Annotated in this window: 16 protein-coding genes; 5 read left to right on the top strand and 11 right to left on the bottom strand. The window is 37.3% G+C overall.

Annotated features, from left to right (window positions below; genetic code table 11):
* Nucleotides 1-181: 181 nt before the first annotated feature.
* From I4641_RS18170 to I4641_RS18155, 4 genes are all read right to left on the bottom strand, one after another.
* A complete protein-coding gene (locus I4641_RS18170; RefSeq protein WP_229641999.1) occupies nt 182-2,401 on the bottom strand; it encodes a DUF4394 domain-containing protein in 2,220 nt (739 codons plus the stop codon).
* A 280-nt stretch (nt 2,402-2,681) separates the two neighbouring features.
* On the bottom strand, nt 2,682-4,139 hold the full coding sequence (locus I4641_RS18165; protein ID WP_229641998.1) for a serine/threonine-protein kinase: 1,458 nt from the start codon (nt 4,137-4,139) through the stop codon (nt 2,682-2,684).
* 128 nt (nt 4,140-4,267) lie between these two features.
* A complete protein-coding gene (locus I4641_RS18160) occupies nt 4,268-4,642 on the bottom strand; it encodes an ArsR/SmtB family transcription factor (protein ID WP_304956539.1) in 375 nt (124 codons plus the stop codon).
* An 85-nt stretch (nt 4,643-4,727) separates the two neighbouring features.
* Nucleotides 4,728-4,892 carry a metallothionein gene (locus I4641_RS18155; protein ID WP_229641997.1) on the bottom strand — a complete coding sequence of 55 codons (165 nt, stop codon included), beginning with the start codon at nt 4,890-4,892 and terminating at the stop codon, nt 4,728-4,730.
* Between the two features lie 126 nt (nt 4,893-5,018).
* On the opposite strand from I4641_RS18155, the gene I4641_RS18150 reads away from it, so the two are divergent.
* The gene (locus I4641_RS18150) at nt 5,019-5,252 is read left to right on the top strand and encodes an alpha/beta fold hydrolase family protein (protein WP_229641996.1); all 234 of its coding nucleotides are present in this window, start codon (nt 5,019-5,021) and stop codon (nt 5,250-5,252) included.
* A gap of 223 nt (nt 5,253-5,475) precedes the next feature.
* On the opposite strand, the gene I4641_RS18145 is transcribed toward I4641_RS18150, so the two are convergent.
* Nucleotides 5,476-6,825: a UDP-N-acetylmuramoyl-tripeptide--D-alanyl-D-alanine ligase gene (locus I4641_RS18145; RefSeq protein ID WP_229641995.1), complete on the bottom strand. Its 1,350-nt coding sequence runs from the start codon at nt 6,823-6,825 to the stop codon at nt 5,476-5,478.
* Between the two features lie 217 nt (nt 6,826-7,042).
* Between I4641_RS18145 and I4641_RS18140 the strand changes: the two genes are divergently transcribed.
* The 4 genes from I4641_RS18140 (at nt 7,043) to I4641_RS18125 (ending at nt 12,363) form a co-directional block, all read left to right on the top strand.
* Nucleotides 7,043-8,356 carry a Sll1247 family protein gene (locus I4641_RS18140; protein ID WP_229641994.1) on the top strand — a complete coding sequence of 438 codons (1,314 nt, stop codon included), beginning with the start codon at nt 7,043-7,045 and terminating at the stop codon, nt 8,354-8,356.
* Nucleotides 8,357-8,429: 73 nt separating this feature from the next.
* Entirely contained in the window at nt 8,430-9,803 is a 1,374-nt protein-coding gene (locus I4641_RS18135) for a Sll1247 family protein (RefSeq protein WP_229641993.1), read from the top strand.
* 218 nt (nt 9,804-10,021) lie between these two features.
* Nucleotides 10,022-11,029 (top strand): J domain-containing protein, encoded by a 1,008-nt coding sequence (locus I4641_RS18130; RefSeq protein WP_229641992.1) that lies wholly within the window; start codon nt 10,022-10,024, stop codon nt 11,027-11,029.
* 116 nt (nt 11,030-11,145) lie between these two features.
* Nucleotides 11,146-12,363 carry an ATP phosphoribosyltransferase regulatory subunit gene (locus I4641_RS18125; protein ID WP_229641991.1) on the top strand — a complete coding sequence of 406 codons (1,218 nt, stop codon included), beginning with the start codon at nt 11,146-11,148 and terminating at the stop codon, nt 12,361-12,363.
* Nucleotides 12,364-12,459: 96 nt separating this feature from the next.
* Here the strand turns inward: I4641_RS18125 and I4641_RS18120 are convergent, their stop codons facing one another.
* From I4641_RS18120 to truA, 6 genes are all read right to left on the bottom strand, one after another.
* Complete coding sequence (locus I4641_RS18120) at nt 12,460-12,849, bottom strand: YkgJ family cysteine cluster protein (RefSeq protein WP_229641990.1); 390 nt, start codon at nt 12,847-12,849, stop codon at nt 12,460-12,462.
* Between the two features lie 166 nt (nt 12,850-13,015).
* On the bottom strand, nt 13,016-14,125 hold the full coding sequence (gene prfA / locus I4641_RS18115; protein ID WP_229641989.1) for a peptide chain release factor 1: 1,110 nt from the start codon (nt 14,123-14,125) through the stop codon (nt 13,016-13,018).
* A gap of 109 nt (nt 14,126-14,234) precedes the next feature.
* A complete protein-coding gene (rpmE, locus tag I4641_RS18110) occupies nt 14,235-14,477 on the bottom strand; it encodes a 50S ribosomal protein L31 (protein ID WP_229641988.1) in 243 nt (80 codons plus the stop codon).
* Between the two features lie 36 nt (nt 14,478-14,513).
* Nucleotides 14,514-14,918 (bottom strand): 30S ribosomal protein S9, encoded by a 405-nt coding sequence (gene rpsI / locus I4641_RS18105; protein WP_229641987.1) that lies wholly within the window; start codon nt 14,916-14,918, stop codon nt 14,514-14,516.
* A gap of 4 nt (nt 14,919-14,922) precedes the next feature.
* On the bottom strand, nt 14,923-15,375 hold the full coding sequence (rplM, locus tag I4641_RS18100; RefSeq protein ID WP_229641986.1) for a 50S ribosomal protein L13: 453 nt from the start codon (nt 15,373-15,375) through the stop codon (nt 14,923-14,925).
* 40 nt (nt 15,376-15,415) lie between these two features.
* A complete protein-coding gene (truA, locus tag I4641_RS18095) occupies nt 15,416-16,246 on the bottom strand; it encodes a tRNA pseudouridine(38-40) synthase TruA (protein WP_229641985.1) in 831 nt (276 codons plus the stop codon).
* Nucleotides 16,247-16,258: the final 12 nt, after the last annotated feature.

Here is a 16,258-nt window from a genome sequence, read left to right as displayed (position 1 = left end):
ATCGCTCTTTTTTTTCCCTGATTATAACCTAAACTAGGTGCGTCTAAGCTTATCACACTTATGATATAAAAAAGATTCATTTTGACTATAAGCAAAGCTGGATAAAATGCGAATGCTTTGCTTATAGCCTCATATAAGTTGAACTAAAAACTACTAATCAACTTACAGATACAAAATGGCTTTAGATAAAATCAGAAACAATAGTTAACCCTTGAAGATTATCGAAACTAGAATCATCGATTTCTCCCAGGTTAATTGCTTCTCCAGTGCCAAGATTAATTGTATACAAACTAGAATTAGATGCAGCAAAAGCTACATTGTCTCCATCAACAGAAGAAAGTATATCAAAACCACCCAAAGTATCAAAATCAATACCCAAGTCACCTATAGTCTCCAAAGTTCCATCATTGGGAGGATTTTGTAAGACCAGGTCATTTAATAGCGTATCAATATCGTATAGCTGAGTCGTTTCTGTACCGTCAAAAGAATTGGTATAAGCAGCAGCAGTTACATTAGGGTTAACATCTTGGTTAATATCCCCCTCTGCAAAAGCTAAAGTTCCATCAACGGTTACTTCTCCTGTATCAACATTAATACGGAAATCTTGGTCGTTATCTCCCACTAAACGCAAGCGATCCGCAGCAGGGTTGAAGTCAAAGCCAGATATAGTTCCACCTTCAAAAGGCGTATCCAAAGTGCTGACATAAGTTGCTTCACCATTACTAGGATCGATAGTGTAAATGTTGTTAGCAGTAGAAATGCTATAAATTAAACCATCAGCAGGACGAGTATCAATACCCAATAAAAACCCATCTATTCCTGTAACTTCAATCGAATTAACTTCAGAAGGATTGCTTTGATCAAAGGACACTAATGTATTGTTGTCAGTTAAAGCAACAATCTCTGAGTTGTCTAAAAGTTCGTTGATTGTAGGTGTATTTTCTTCTGGTATTGCTGTCAATCCTTGCAAATTGAGAGGATTAATCGAACCAACTTCCCCAAGACTTTTAGCTGTGCCAGTTTCTAGGTCTATAGAGTACAAAGTTGTGTTAGAGACAGCAAAAGCAGTATTGTCGCCTTCTACAGCAGAAACAATTTCAAAGCCACCTAAAGTATCGAAATCAATTCCCAAATCACCGATAGTCTCCAAAGTTCCGTCGTTAGGAGGATTTTGTAATACTAAATTATTGAGCAAAGTATCAATATCATATAGCTCAGTTGAAACAGTGCCATCAAAAGAGTTGGTATATGCAGCAGCCGTCACATTAGGATTTATACCATCGTTAGCATCACCATCGGCAAAAGCCAAAGTTCCATCAACAGTGACTTCTCCTGTATCAACATTGATACGGAAATCTTGGTCATTATCTCCTACCAAACGTAAGCGATCTGCCACTGGGTTAAAGTCAAAACCTGAAATAGTCCCCCCTTCAAAAGGTGTATCTAGGGTACTAATATAAGTTGCTTCACCACTACTGGGATCGATGGTATAAATATTGTTAGCAGTAGAAATACCATAAATAGAACCATCAGCAGGACGAGTATCGATACCTAACAATACTCCTTCAACTCCCGTAATGTCAGTAAACTGACTGACACCAGGATTATTAGAGTCAAAAGATACTAATGTATTGTCATCATTTAAAGCCACAAGTTGAGAAACATCTGTTGATGCACTTACTTCAATTGTTCCTGCTGCTACGGGTGCGGTAATGCGGAAAGCTTCCCCATCACCCAAATCAATCCCTGCTGGTGCTGTTCCCATTGCAGTTTCATCGATCGCTTCAGAAATCTCAACAGGAATAGTTAAACCGTGTATAACTACTTCTCTTTCATTTAGGGGAGTTAAATTGTTATATTGACGCAGTTGGTCGGGATCGGTTAAATCAAAAGTATAGGTAGTATCTAAATTAAATTCTGTCCCGCTGGGAAATAGCTCGGCAGGATTAATTTCTCCTGCACCAGCAAGCTGTAAAAAGTAGCTTAAAGGTGGTGTTCCTTCTGGTGCTGATTCAATCTGCTCTGAAGTTAAATTAAGTATTACTGGGCCATAATTAGGACGACCTTCTAGAAAATTGACAAACCCATCTCCATCAATATCACTATTCTCGATAGTGGGTAGAATTGAGTTTACTGATTCTCCCCCTGTACCATCAAAAAAGCTACCATCACCTTGTTCTAGAAGAGGATTTGCAGCATTACCTAGAAACTGACCGTGAATATGAGCAACATGAATTCCTCCAAAGCCACTAACATCTTCCAAACCTTCAGCATCAATTTGAACTCTTAGAGTGCGAATATCTTCACTAGGAGCATCGAGAGTTAAAGTTACTTCTCCACTAGCATCTGAGCCAAATGGTTCGTTACTGTTTAGTGCGGACAAATCTACTGTAAATTCCATTATTGTTTGATTTTTTGCTAAATTTTTCGTAGCGAAAGTTGCCCCATCAAATATTGATAGGACAAATACTCGCTGTCTTTTTGGCTTAAAGCCTACATACAGTCGGGGGACAAATCGCAGTTTATTGATCAAAGATATAAGCAAGAACTCATGTTTGACTTTTGAGTTAATTACTTATTTGAGCTTTGCAACTTCAAAAAATTGCTACTGCTAATAAATACATTTTTTGTATATATAGCTAGTACGTTCAAATGGTTGAATTGGATTCAAAAAAAATAAACTAATGAAAACCAGCAGACCAAACTGCTATATAAATGCGATCTTGATCGTTGCGTTGAATAATTCCTTCTAAATTCCCTGTTACAAATTCATAGGTGTTTTTTTCTCGCTTATATACTGCCTGTAATCCCTGCTCTATAGCAACAGTAGAAGATTCTGTCGCTAAAAAAGAATTCATCGCAGATTGAACCGTACTTATTTTTGTTGTAGGAGGAACAGCTATTTCTGCTTGGCGCAAAATATTGGTTTGGCGATCAAATATATATCCAATATCAATTTTTTCTGACACAATATTTTCATAAGACCAGGCAATACTATTCGTCCAAAAACCTGGCTTACGCCATAAAGGTTCTCCCAAAGCCTGCAAGATAGTAAGGTGCTTAGTCCCAGGTGCAAAAATCGCTTTTTGCAAGGCATTATTCTTAAGCTCTAAAGCAGTAGGTTGGAAATTGTTATTATCTGGCAGCGAGTTCGGTGGGGAAGGCTGTAGAGGTTTTGGTTTAAATGAACTAACATATGATTTGTCATTCAACTGTAATATTAAATATTTTTGACTAAATCCCATAATCAGTATGAGCATAATAGTAAACAGGATTGAAAAACTTAATTTAGTGCGATCGCCTGTTTGAGTAAAAAGCTTTACCTTCTTTGAAGGGAAAAACATAGCAAGCATTTCCGTTGCAGAGGTAAATTTTAAATTATCTTGGCTAGAGATGGAGCGGTCAATTATCTCTACGAATTTGGGATCAAAGGCGGTTTTTTCTTGCTCCCAAAAGTTATTTTTGTTTGAATTGAAATCAACTGATAAGGGAGATTTTCCCGTTAGTAATTCGATCGCTGTTACACCCAAGCTGTATAAATCGTTATTAAAGCTAACTTTTCCCATTGCTTGCTCTAGGGACATATAGCCCGGAGTACCAACTATACTGTGTTTGTAGATGCAATCAATTTTTCTGGCAATGCCAAAGTCAATCAGGACAGGTAACTGGTCTTGCAGCCGTAGAATTAAATTACCAGGCTTGATGTCATTATGAACAATTCCCTGGCGGTGAACATATTCTATAGTTAGTAATGTATTGAGTATAATATCTCTAACTTTTGATTCTGAGAATTTGAAGTTATGGCGTAATTTTTCTTCTAAGGAATCCCCTTCAACCCATTCCTGAACTAAATATTGCTTGCCAGAGTCAACAAAGTAATTGTAGTACTGACCAATTTGAGGATGTCTTAGGGATAATCTTTTTAAGATCTCTACTTCGTTTAAGAATGCAGACTCAATCTTAGAACGTGCTTCCACAGGAAAATAGCTGGGATACATTTGCTTTACGGCACATTTGCGATCGCCAATAGCTAGATCGGTAGCCAAAAATATTTTACTGTGGTCGCTTTGGGCTATCAAGCAATGCAAATAATAGCGATCGCCTAATATTTTATTTTTTACATCTAAATTGAGACGCATTATTCATTCTAGACTCTTTTGAAAGAGTCCATCGTCCTTGTTCTATATGTTTCGATTGAAACTTTCTCTAATAAGTACGTGTAAAAATGCAAATCGGATTCAAAATCATATTTTTTATATTTTAATTTTTACTGTTCTTCATCTAAATGTTCCGCTACTGATTGATATAGCTCTAATACGTGACGATCCAATAAACTATAAAAAACTTTTCTACCTTGTTTTTGATAACTTACTAGTCGAAGCGATCGCAACGTTCGTAATTGATGAGAAACGGCTGATTCGCTCATCTCCAGCAAAGTGGCTAAATCGCATACGCACAAGTCTTCCTTGGCTAAAAGGGACAAAATTCGCAAGCGATTAGGATCTCCTAGCAAGCGGAAAAACTCTGCCATCCGCTGCGCTTTATTTAATGTAAGTGCTTCGGGATTAATACTACCTGTTTTAATATCGACTGAATGGCTTGTTGAACAGGTAGGAAGCTTCTGAGATTTGGCTGCGGACATAGAAAACACACAATATTATTGAACTAAAAAATAGAGATACGCAAGCATTTCACGTATCTCAAATTTCTGTTGAAAATTTGCAGATTTAACCGCAATTACAGTTAGACATCTTACAGCTTTGGTCGTTTACATGACCATCAGCACAGGCTTTACAACAGTAGTATTTATCGTTCTTTTTGATTGCATTTTCTAAAGAAAGCTCACAAGAACAGCGATCGCAAGCACATTTAACTAAACTAGCATTCGTCATTGAATTTATCCTCAATTTATTTATTTACATTATACATGAACATATATTCATATGTAAGAAAAATATCCCAATATTCAATCTATCTTTATCCGCCTGAAACCTTCATATCAGAACCTCAATGTAATTATGCAAGAGGTCTATTTATATATAAAAGGAAGGGGTGAAATAACAGTTGTTTTAGACCATAGTTTGGGCGGTGTTGAAGGATATTTTTTAATCGATGAAATAGCCAAACTAACGCGAGTATGTATTTGCGATCGCCCTGGTTATGGTTGGAGTGAACCTAGTGGTAAATCTCGCTGTAGCGAAGCGATCATTGCAGAATGGGATTTGCTATTAACTGAGGCTAACATCGAATAAAGATGATCAATAAACTTAGAAACAAAATACATTATTACTTAAGTTTATTATCAAGTAATTATACAGAAATATCTGCCAGTAATAGCAGCCACTTTGTTTGGATCGACGAACCAGAAATTGTAGTTAAGGCAATCGCGAAAATGTTAGAGTTTTTGCAAAAGTAATCTAAGTATCAAAAATTAATAATTATTAGAATTATTAGTTAACTAATAACCAATAACCATCAACCACTAACAACCAACTCCTCAACTACCTCATTCAAACCAACAGAATTAGAAGCCTTACAAAGAATACGATCGCCCGATCGCATTATTTGTTTTAATTTAGTAGTTAGAGTAGCGCGATCGCTAAAACATTCCGTTGCAATATTTCCCGCACCCTTAGCTATTTCTTGAGTAGCTTTTTCATCGGCTAAAACCAACAACATATCCAACCCTAATTCTTGCCCTTTTTCTCCTACCTGACGGTGTAATTGGGGTGAATATTCCCCCAACTCTTTCATCGTACCTAAAACGGCAATATGGCGTTTACCTGGGGTTTCCTTGAGCATTTGTACCGCAGCTAGCATCGACTCCAAACCCGCATTATAGGTTTCATCCAAGACTACAATATCATTAGCCAAATCGTAGCGACGCGATCGCCCTTTGGGTAATTCGACATTAATTCCCGAAACTAAAACAGCCAGATCTATATTTAATAATTGCGCTACTGCAACGGCTGCTAAATAATTACTGGCGTTATGTTCTCCTGTTAATGGTAAGGGTAAACTATATCCCAAGGCGTTAATTTTATCTCCGTCTATTGCCCCTTGGATACCCCCCCCTTTCATACCATAGGTAATAGTTTCACCTTGCCAAACTTTTTTTGCCGTATCGATTAATAAACGGTTGTCGTAGTTTAAAATGGCAGTACTAGATTGGGGCATCTGTGCCAAAAGTTCGCATTTAGCACGAGCGATCGCTTCTCTCGAACCCAAACGACCAATATGAGCCGTACCAACGTTAGTTATAATCCCGATAGTCGGACATACTATATCCGTTAATAAAGCAATTTCTCCTTCTCCTCGCATCGCCATTTCAATTACCGCATAGTCGTGTTCTGGGGTAATTTGTAATAAAGTTTTGGGTACGCCAATTTCATTGTTAAAATTAGCCTCAGTTTTGAGTACCTTTCCTTGAGTACTTAATACCGCAGCAACCAATTCTTTGGTGCTAGTTTTACCTACAGATCCCGTTATGCCAATAACGGGAATATTTAGCTGACTGCGCCACCATCGAGCAATCCTTTGATAAGCCTCTAGAGTATCTGCAACTATAAACTGAGGTACGCTTTTATTCTCTAATGGGCGATCGACAATCAAAGCGATCGCACCTTTGGCAATAGCAGCATCGACAAAATTGTGTCCGTCAAAGCGATCGCCAGTTAATGCTACAAAAATTTCTCCTTTTTTGACAGCACGAGTATCTGTAGCAATACCTAATACAGAAGTAGTCAATTTTCTAGAATTGTCTTTCCATAGAGGTTGAATACTGAGAATGTCACTGAGGTTCGATAGAGAAAAATAGATTGTCATAGTGTTGATTACAGAAAAAAATACCTAAACGCACTTTTATCCAAAGTTGAGACTAAATAGTTTGAGTGTATATACTAACAGTTATTATTTAAAATCTTGACAATAAATTTACAGCATTAATTAAACTAAGGATTTATTATTTAGGAATAGATAATTATTTAAAAACTAAATATATTAATACTTTTATTAACTGAGGCTATGGGGAAAATAAATAATTATGGTCAGAAAATCATATAACACAACCCCTCATTCGACAAAAGAAGAGCAAGAGCAAATTTACGACCACTTATTATATTGCGTTAAGACAGAGTCTCCAGTTCAAGTACTAGAAAGATTTAATCACTTATTTATTAAAGCGACAGGATATCAGGACAATCGTATCCGAATTGCATTAGAAAATATTGTTGACAGTAATTCTGCTGAATTAGATTTTCCTTTATTTTTCAATCGTTGCTGTCATATTATAGTCAATCGTTGGCAAATTCAGGTTCATCATAAACCTGAAATTATAGAATTAGTTTTACTATTAGAAAGATCCTTACCTCCAGGAAGTGTAGTGTCTCGCAACGCGCGAAAACTACGACAACTAATTAAAGATTTTATTACTACAGAATATTTCATCAGACTTCAGCGTTTAGCTCGTTTAATTGATGGCAGTTTAGAACCAGAAGCTCGTCGCTCTCATCGGATTGAAATTGTGAGCAATTCTGTTGGAGATCTCATTCAACGTTATCCCTACCTCCATCAACATTGTTTGTTAACCGAAGGTAGTACAGAAGAATTTCAACAAACAGTAGAAACTATCCAAGCTGGTATTCAATCAAACTACGAACTAAATCTATCTCAATATATTACTCATCGAGTGCGATTAGCCCGATTGGTTAAAAAATATAAAGCAGCTAACAAAACCAAAATTCCGAAAAGGCTGATTCAAAAAGTAGACAATCCAACCTTATTAAGCGATCTCGACTTAGACCGAGCTTTGCGTCATTATATGGGCAAAGTAGAGAAAAATCATAGTTATTACGATCTATCACAAAAATTTTTAACCCACACTACCCAAACTCGCTCCTATAGAGAATTCAAGGGAGACTTGTACGAATATATTGTTTCGGGAGTAGATTCTCGTTTTGGGGAACGCCGATTTAATAATAAGTTATATGACTGCCTACAAAATACGATGACAGAGTTTGAAGATCGTGAATTAGACGAATTTTTAACTATGCGCACTTACTGCCAGCTATTTAAATTTTTAGTTGTGGATGGCAAAGGAAGTGCCAATCACGAACGTTTTCTTGACTTGATTACCTATTTAGGAGAGGTAAGAACGATTGGTTTGTTGTTAAAACTAGTATTACTTTGTGAGAAAGTCAAACCCTATTTAGAACAAAGATTTTCGATTCTTTTCTCTCATTATGAAGCAGTATCTGAAGATCGAGCGAGTTGGTTAGTAAAATCTCTAGAGAACTTACAAGTAGCGTTTAGCGTCCATTTTGGGGAAGCGGATTTTTCGCTGATTCAAATTATTTAATTAATAATTATTCGGGATCTATTATTGAACTCAGGTTAACATATGGCATAAGTCCTAATATTTATTTTTGCCAGTGATTAGAGATTTAAGTGGTTTGCAAAAGTCAATCGTTCTAGAACAACAGATAGTCTATGATTATTTGCTTGATTGTGTCACAACTCAACAACCTCAAGCTGTAATTAGAAAGTTCAAGACTTTATTTGTTCAGGGTAAAAATGAACAGATAAAGTTATCGAAAGCACTAGAAAAAACAATTTTTTCTCCGATCGCTCAACAACAATTCGCCCAATTTTTTAATCACTGTTTTTACATTGTCTTGAATTACTGGGTGGCTAATCCAGAATCATTGCGTTATGTATCTGATTTATTTGAGATTATCGAAGAAATTAATCATTCTTCATCTTACGATCGCCGTCGCAAACAGCTAATTAAGCTCATCAAAGATTACCAGCAATCTAAACCTTATTTTCAACTAAAAGCAATTATTGCTATTATCAACCCTCAAAAGAATGCCAATGTTATTTTATCTTCCGAAAACAGCTTCTCACCAAACAAAGAAAGACTGACTGGGGGAGAAACAACTGGTGGAATATCCCGCGATAAAGAATGCCATTCTACTGACGTTAATAGCTATCTAGCTCGTTATACTTATTTGTATGAATATATCGATCCTCAAATCCCTAAATTAGAACAATTAAGTAAATTCATCAAGTCTCTACAAAGTAGTCGCTGTCAAGATTTTGAAATCAAATTATCTAGGCACATTATTTATCGTTTTCGGCTCAAGCAAGTGGCTCAAATAAAGCTACTATCTAAAGGTGCTGGCAAAGTAATCAACAAAGTAGATAATCCTTCTTTACTTTCAGAGAAAGCTTTTAGAGTAGCATTGACGCAGTATGTCGGCAAAATAGAGGACAAAAAAACCATATTAGAGCGATCGCAACGGTTTTTGGCAGATACTAAATCTCGTAGTTCTTATAAAACATTCAAACAGGATTTATATCAATTTATTCTTAAGGATATTAAGCCAAGAAATAGTAATCATTCATTTGATCTAAAACTAAAAAATAAACTAGAAAATATTTTCGAGCGATCGGATAATAAGCCAATCAACAATACCCTGATTTTGCAAACTTGTCGTCAGCTATTGAGCTTTTTGATAATCGATTCAGATTCTTCTGAAAATCCGCAACAATTCGCTAATTTAATTGCTAATTTAGGTACGGCACAGGTAATGAAGATTTTAGTAAAAATAACTTTAATTTGCCCTGAATCAAAACCTTTTTTAGAAAAAAAAATCTTTTCAATTATTAGTTTTTATCAGTTATATAACCTCCGAGATGTACCCTGGATCATCAAAACTTTAGAACATCTATTAATTGCTTTTAGTATTTATTTTGGTAATATTGATGTTTCTATAGCTAAATCAGCGATGGATCGGCAGTAATTAACAAGCATTATCTTAAAAGTTGCTGGTTCAAAACTAAATAACTGAATATTTTTTGTACCCAAAAGCTTTTTAAACTAAAACTATTTCAAATTTTTATCTCGTCCCTTCGTTTTTTTTGCAGAGAAAGGGAACTATAACTATACAGACACTATCTTGATTGGTATTTCGATCGCTAAAGATATGTTTTCTTGCTGACTATTATATATATATTTCTTATGTCTTTTGCAATTAAACACGGGCTTTTTAAACTGAATCTAATAGATCACCATGCAATTCTGGGGGTATCTTTAGATGCAAATCCTAAGCAAATTCGCTTAAACTATCTTAAAATTGCTCAAAAACTGCATCCAGATAAATGTCGCCAAGATCCGCAAAAAATGGAAATATCAAGTGAAATTTTGTCTAGACTGGTTAATCCTGCTTACGAGCAACTTTCTCGAAAAAGTAGCTTTGCCGAACATCAACTAGTTTTAACTCAGATTGGCAAACGTTTGGCAGAAAATAAAAGTAAAATCAATGTAAATAGTGCAGCTGCCCAAGAATTATTAAAGGCAGGAGTTAGTTCTGAACTAGTATACCCAAAACTTTTAAAAAAACTTACCGAAGAACAATATAAATCTCTAGAAAAAATCCAACACAACATTGGCTTAATTAGCGAATTGAATCTAATTTATCTAATGTTGAAATTTGATCGCGCAACGAGTACCGCGCCCCAAAATAAAGTTGCTCAAAGTTCAGCAAAATCTACTCCTAAACCAACTGCAAAACCGAAAACATCCAAAGATAAACAAACCATTAGTCAAAGCAAACCTGCTATTACTAAAACTTCCCCTCCCCAAAACACAAATACAATAGACGAGCCAACCCCTGGAGTAAGGGTCAACGCCTTTGTCGGACGCGCTCAACAGTATATTAAAAAGGGAGAATTCGACCTTGCAGTTACAGAATTACGCGATGCCCTCAGAATCGATCCCAATCACGGCGTAGCTCATGCAGTGATGGGTCAAGCGTATTTGCACAAAAAACAGTTAACTATGGCAAAAGTTCACATTGGCAAAGCTTGCAAAGCAGAGCCGACTAATTCTGTTGTGATGGAAAGTAAAAAAACTTTAGATAAACTGATGACAAAAGCCAATAAATCAAAGTCTAGTAATGCTACTTCCAATAATAAACCCGATCAAAGCGGCTTTTTTAGTGGTTTTTTTGGGTCTAAGAAAAAGTGATGGGGCAACCTCTTTAAGACGGTATCTTCCCTCAGCGCATTCCACGGTAAGATGACACAAGTAGATATTGCTAACTGCGTTGTAATATTGACCGTGAAGCCGTACATTAACGAGAAATGATTTACCAAACCCCTGCTGGAGCTAGAGACTTACTACCCTTAGAAGTAGAACAAAAACGTTGGATCAACGATTGCCTGCAACATATATTTCAAAAATTTGGCTATCAGCGTATTGTAACCTCTACTTTAGAATGGCTAGATACCCTAACTGCAGGTGGAGCAATTCAACCTTCCAAGGTAATTCAGCTACGCAATAATGGAGAAAGCTCTTTGGGTTTGCGTCCTGAATTGACTGCTTCTATTGCTCGCGCGGCAGTGACTAGAATGGCAGGTAATACGTATCCTCAGCGTCTTTGTTATCGTGCAAATGTATTTCGCAACCCATCTGGCGGTCATCACGGACGTCAATTGGAATTTTATCAGGCAGGAGTTGAATTACTCTTTGCAGGAGGTGTTTTGGCAGATGCGGAAATTATTTTATTATTATCAGACTGCTTGCGAGGATTAGGTATTTCTGACTGGTCAATTTTGATTGGAGAAGCAGGTTTAACCCGATCCCTGTTGTCAGCGTTTCCCGAATCTATTAGGACTGAGGTGCGTAATTGTATTGCCAATCTCGATCGCATTGCTCTAGAAAGTCTGGAGTTGAATGCAGAGTTAAAAACCTCTGCTTTGATGTTATTTGATTTGAGAGGAAAACCAGAAGATGTTTTACATCGAATATCTGCTCTCAATTTAGATGATGATGCTAGAGTAACAGTCAATAATCTGAAATCTCTAATTAAATTGCTTAATAGTAGCGCAGCAAAACCCTTACCTCTGACTTTGGATTTAAGTCTGTTGCAAACATTTGATTACTATACGGGTATTGTTTTTAAAGCAGTTAGTTTTCAAGATAGTCAATCTTATATTTTGGCAGAAGGAGGGCGTTACGATCAACTTCTAGGACTATACGATCCTCAAGGTAAATCGTCCCCTGGAATTGGTTTTTCCATGTCTATTGAAGACTTGCATTCTTGCTTATTATCTACGACGAAGTTGCCCCAACAAGCTCCTAAAAGCGACTGTTTGGTAATTCCAACTACTACAGAAGTAGAAGCAATTGCTTTAAGAGTTGCTCGCCAATTAAGAAGTGAAGATGATTCGGCTAGGATTGAAATTGATTTGGGGGAACGTTCGGAAGCAGCAATTAAACAATATGCCAATACTTGCCGTATTAAGCAATTGGTTTGGATTGAAGCGGATGGAAGTTCCAGAATTGAAAATTTGGAATAATTTAAGTTAATTGGTTGAGACCACTAATTAACTGTAATAGCATCAATTAAGATTACTTTATTAGCAATCACGATAACTGCGATCGCTATCTTACTATTAACTATTACCTATCGCAGAATTATATCTAGCCAACTCTTCACTATCATCGCCATAAACTCCACAGATTTGTTGCTGACAACAAGCGATCGCAAATTCATTAAACCCTGCTACTTCTATGCCGTACATATCCTGAAAATGATCCGGTTTGACTCGGCAAAAACCTGGGCGTTGTTCGTAAATTTGACATTTTCGATTGTCGTGATCGTAATTGATACACCAGCCATCTTCTCCTACCATGCTCATGTATAGTGCTAATTCTTCAGGCTGTAAATATTCTGCTAAATCTGGTCTATCTTCTGGAGTAAGATTGCAACAAGCTCCACAATTATTGACACATTGCCATCGACTAAAGTTTGAATACTTATCCTTCTGTTTGGAATATTTCACTACACACTAATTTGTAAACTGTCGTTGATTTTGCTTATTATGAGGATTATCCTCGCTTGCGATTAGAGGTCGCCACGGTTATTCATAATTTTGCTCTAAAACGATTGGTTGTCACAACAGTTATCCAATCTGAGCCAGGGTAAATATCTTAGTTTAGCAATTGATTTTAATTTATAGCTTCAGCAGTGTCAGGAGAGCTTGCTAATTGTTCGAGTCTATCCTGCTGATCTTGGGAAATACAAGATTGAATCATCACATCAATATCTCCTTCGAGAGAGTTTGCTAGAGGAAAGTTTTGTCCTAAGCGATGATCGGTAATACGATTGTCTTTGTAGTTGTAGGTTCTGATTTTCTCAGAACGAGAACCCGTACCTACTTGAGATAGCCTTAAGCCTCGAACTTCTTTTTGTTGTTCTGCTAGTTTGATGTCATATAGTTTTGCTCGCAGAATTTGCATTGCTCTTTCTCTGTTTTGCAATTGCGATCGCTCCTCCGTACAGAAAATTCTAATTCCCGTGGGTTTATGAATTAAATCTACGGCGGTTTCTACCTTGTTGACGTTTTGTCCACCAGCACCACCAGAACGAGCAGTTTTAAGCTCAATTTCTTTAGGATCGATATGAACTTCCACATCATCTACTTCTGGCATTACCGCAACAGTCGCAGTAGAAGTATGAACTCTTCCCCCAGCTTCAGTTTGGGGTACTCGTTGTACTCGATGTACTCCGGCTTCAAACTTGAGCTTACTATATACGGAGTCTCCTGTAACTTCTAAGATAGCTTCTTTGAAACCACCCATATCCGCTGCTGATTCACTCAGCAAAAAGACTTTCCAATTTTGAGCTTCAGCATAGCGAGAATACATCCGCACTAAATCACCAGCCCAAATACTGGCTTCATCGCCTCCTGTCCCCGCACGAATTTCTAACATGATGTTTTTGTCATCATTAGGATCGCTGGGTAGCAACAGAACTTTGAGTTTCTTTTCTAGTTCTTCTATTTGTTCTTCAAGCTCGCCGACTTCCATATTTGCCATTTCCTTCATCTCAGGATCGACTGCTTCTTTGAGAATTTCTTTTGCTCCTGCTAATTCTTCTGTAGCTTCTTGCCATTTTTGATAAGTAATGACAGTTTCTTCCAGAGAAGAGCGAGCCTTTGCTACCTTTTGTAATTCGTCTGGATTAGTCGCAATATCAGGATCAGCTAAACGATGAGTAAGCTCATTGAAAGTCTGCTCTACAGATTTGAGTTTATCTAATAAGTAAGCTTCAGCCATTAATTTTCTCCTTTTGAGGGTAAGGTATATTCAAAAAACAAACTAAAAATACAACAAACCCAGCAGTCAATCAAAGCTAACCACTGGGTATATCATCTTTATAAGATTGCTATTTTTCTGCGTCAGATTCAGCTTCTTCGCTAGAATCAAGCATGCCGTACTTACGTAAAAAGCGATCAACTCGTCCTTCGGTATCGATGATTTTTTGCGTACCAGTATAAAAAGGATGATTTCCAGACCAAACATCAACATTAATTTCTGGTTGAGTTGAACCAACAGTCATGACAACTTCACCATTACAGATGACTTTAGCGTCTGGATACCAAGTGGGGTGTATATCAGGTTTAGGCATTTTGATTTTCTCTCTAAAAATTTATCAAATAGATTTTTATCGTTTGGAGAATTGAGGAGCTTTACGCGCTTTCTTCAAACCATATTTCTTACGTTCTTTACAGCGAGGATCGCGAGTTAAGAAACCTTCTGTTTTCAACGGCTGGCGATTATTAGGGTCTTGCTTGCATAATGCTCTAGCTACACCCAGTTTTACTGCATCAGCTTGACCAGTTAAGCCGCCACCATGAGCATTTACTAAAATGTCGTACTCGCTTTCAAAACCTAAAGTTTCTAAAGGACCTTTAATCGACATTAGATAACTAGGAATACGATTGAAGTAATCTTCTCCTGGTTTGCCATTAACCACCAGTTTACCTTCACCAGGTACTAAACGAACACGGGCGATCGCCGCTTTACGGCGACCTGTACCCCAATATACTACTTTATCTGTTGCTTCCATTTTGTTAGTTTCTCGCAGGAATAGTGTTAATAGTTAGAGTCTCGGGAGTTTGAGCAGCATGAGGATGATCCGATCCTGTGTATACTCTGAGTTTAGTAAATAGCTTACGACCCATAGCATTTTTGGGCAGCATTCCCTTTACTGCTTTTTCAATAATTCGTTCGGGAATTCTATTTTGTAGCTGGTCAAAAGTTTCAGTTTTCATGCCTCCTGGTCTTCCAGAGTGGCGATGATATAACTTTTGTTCGTTTTTTCTGCCAGTAACGACAACTTTTTCGGCGTTAATGACGACTACAAAGTCTCCAGTATCGACATTGGGGGTAAAACTGGGCTTTTTCTTACCGCGCAAAATCATCGCGATTTCCGTGGCGAGACGACCTAAGCGTTGCCCCTCAGCATCAACTACATACCATTTCATTTCTAGATTTTCTTTGGTTGGTAAAGGAGTTTTGTTCATTTTCGGTGTGATAGTATTTTGTGAATTATTTTAAATAAGATTACTGAGCTAAATGAAAATCAGGTTGGGTATCAAACCACAATTGTTTAGCAAAGGGAAATTCAGGATAACCAACCCTGAGCAAACATAAACCCTTTGCTGGAGCAGAATACTTAACTTCTTCTCGACGTTGGTTCTGCCATATTTCGGTAAAGCTCTCAGGCGATCTTTTTCCTCCTCCCACCTCTACTAGCATTCCTACCAGTAGACGTACCATACCGTACAAAAAACCATTTGCCTGAATCTCTAAGTATAAAAATGCACCTCGGCGGTAGCATTCAACAGTTTGTACCTCTACCAAAGAATCTGCTCTATCCGAACCAGTTCTTTTAAAAGCTGATAGCTCGTGTTCTCCCAATAAAGGATTTAAAGCTTTTTGAATTAAAGATTCTTGCAAGACAGAGTGATAGTAGTGCCAACAGGTTTGACTAACAAACACATTAGGACGCTTATCGGTATAGATTGTGTAACGATAACGCCGCCAAATAGCCGAAAAACGAGCGTGCCAATTGGTCGAAACTTGAGCTGAAGCTCTAATTAGGATGCCTTCTGGCAACCTCCCGTTAATTATTTTAGCCCATTTATGAGGTGGTATTGGACCACAGTACTCAAAATGAGCAACCTGAGCAGCAGCATGAACTCCCGCATCAGTCCTACCCGCACCATAAATCCGAATTGGATAGCCAACAACACTGGCGATCGCTTTTTCGATACATCCTTGAACGCTAACTTGATTGGGTTGTTTTTGCCAGCCATGAAAGTTAGTTCCTAAATATTGAATAACTAAAGCTATTCTGTTTGGCAAAATTTCGTTTTGGCTACCTACAACCATTCACTTTAATGT

This window comes from Waterburya agarophytonicola KI4, from assembly GCF_020640915.1.
Classification (GTDB): Bacteria; Cyanobacteriota; Cyanobacteriia; order Cyanobacteriales; family Xenococcaceae; genus Waterburya; species Waterburya agarophytonicola.
This window is presented reverse-complemented; position numbering and strand designations above follow the sequence as displayed.

What these genes read in the sequence shown, in the direction of transcription:
- I4641_RS18130 (WP_229641992.1), top strand. Translation starts at nt 10,022, where the DNA reads ATGTCTTTTGCAATTAAACACGGGCTTTTTAAACTGAATCTAATAGAT.
- I4641_RS18140 (WP_229641994.1), top strand. Translation starts at nt 7,043, where the DNA reads ATGGTCAGAAAATCATATAACACAACCCCTCATTCGACAAAAGAAGAG.
- I4641_RS18155 (WP_229641997.1), bottom strand. Translation starts at nt 4,892, where the DNA reads ATGACGAATGCTAGTTTAGTTAAATGTGCTTGCGATCGCTGTTCTTGT.
- I4641_RS18125 (WP_229641991.1), top strand. Translation starts at nt 11,146, where the DNA reads ATGATTTACCAAACCCCTGCTGGAGCTAGAGACTTACTACCCTTAGAA.
- prfA (WP_229641989.1), bottom strand. Translation starts at nt 14,125, where the DNA reads ATGGCTGAAGCTTACTTATTAGATAAACTCAAATCTGTAGAGCAGACT.
- rplM (WP_229641986.1), bottom strand. Translation starts at nt 15,375, where the DNA reads ATGAACAAAACTCCTTTACCAACCAAAGAAAATCTAGAAATGAAATGG.
- I4641_RS18165 (WP_229641998.1), bottom strand. Translation starts at nt 4,139, where the DNA reads ATGCGTCTCAATTTAGATGTAAAAAATAAAATATTAGGCGATCGCTAT.
- truA (WP_229641985.1), bottom strand. Translation starts at nt 16,246, where the DNA reads ATGGTTGTAGGTAGCCAAAACGAAATTTTGCCAAACAGAATAGCTTTA.
- I4641_RS18170 (WP_229641999.1), bottom strand. Translation starts at nt 2,401, where the DNA reads ATGGAATTTACAGTAGATTTGTCCGCACTAAACAGTAACGAACCATTT.
- I4641_RS18145 (WP_229641995.1), bottom strand. Translation starts at nt 6,825, where the DNA reads ATGACAATCTATTTTTCTCTATCGAACCTCAGTGACATTCTCAGTATT.
- rpsI (WP_229641987.1), bottom strand. Translation starts at nt 14,918, where the DNA reads ATGGAAGCAACAGATAAAGTAGTATATTGGGGTACAGGTCGCCGTAAA.
- rpmE (WP_229641988.1), bottom strand. Translation starts at nt 14,477, where the DNA reads ATGCCTAAACCTGATATACACCCCACTTGGTATCCAGACGCTAAAGTC.
- I4641_RS18160 (WP_304956539.1), bottom strand. Translation starts at nt 4,642, where the DNA reads ATGTCCGCAGCCAAATCTCAGAAGCTTCCTACCTGTTCAACAAGCCAT.
- I4641_RS18150 (WP_229641996.1), top strand. Translation starts at nt 5,019, where the DNA reads ATGCAAGAGGTCTATTTATATATAAAAGGAAGGGGTGAAATAACAGTT.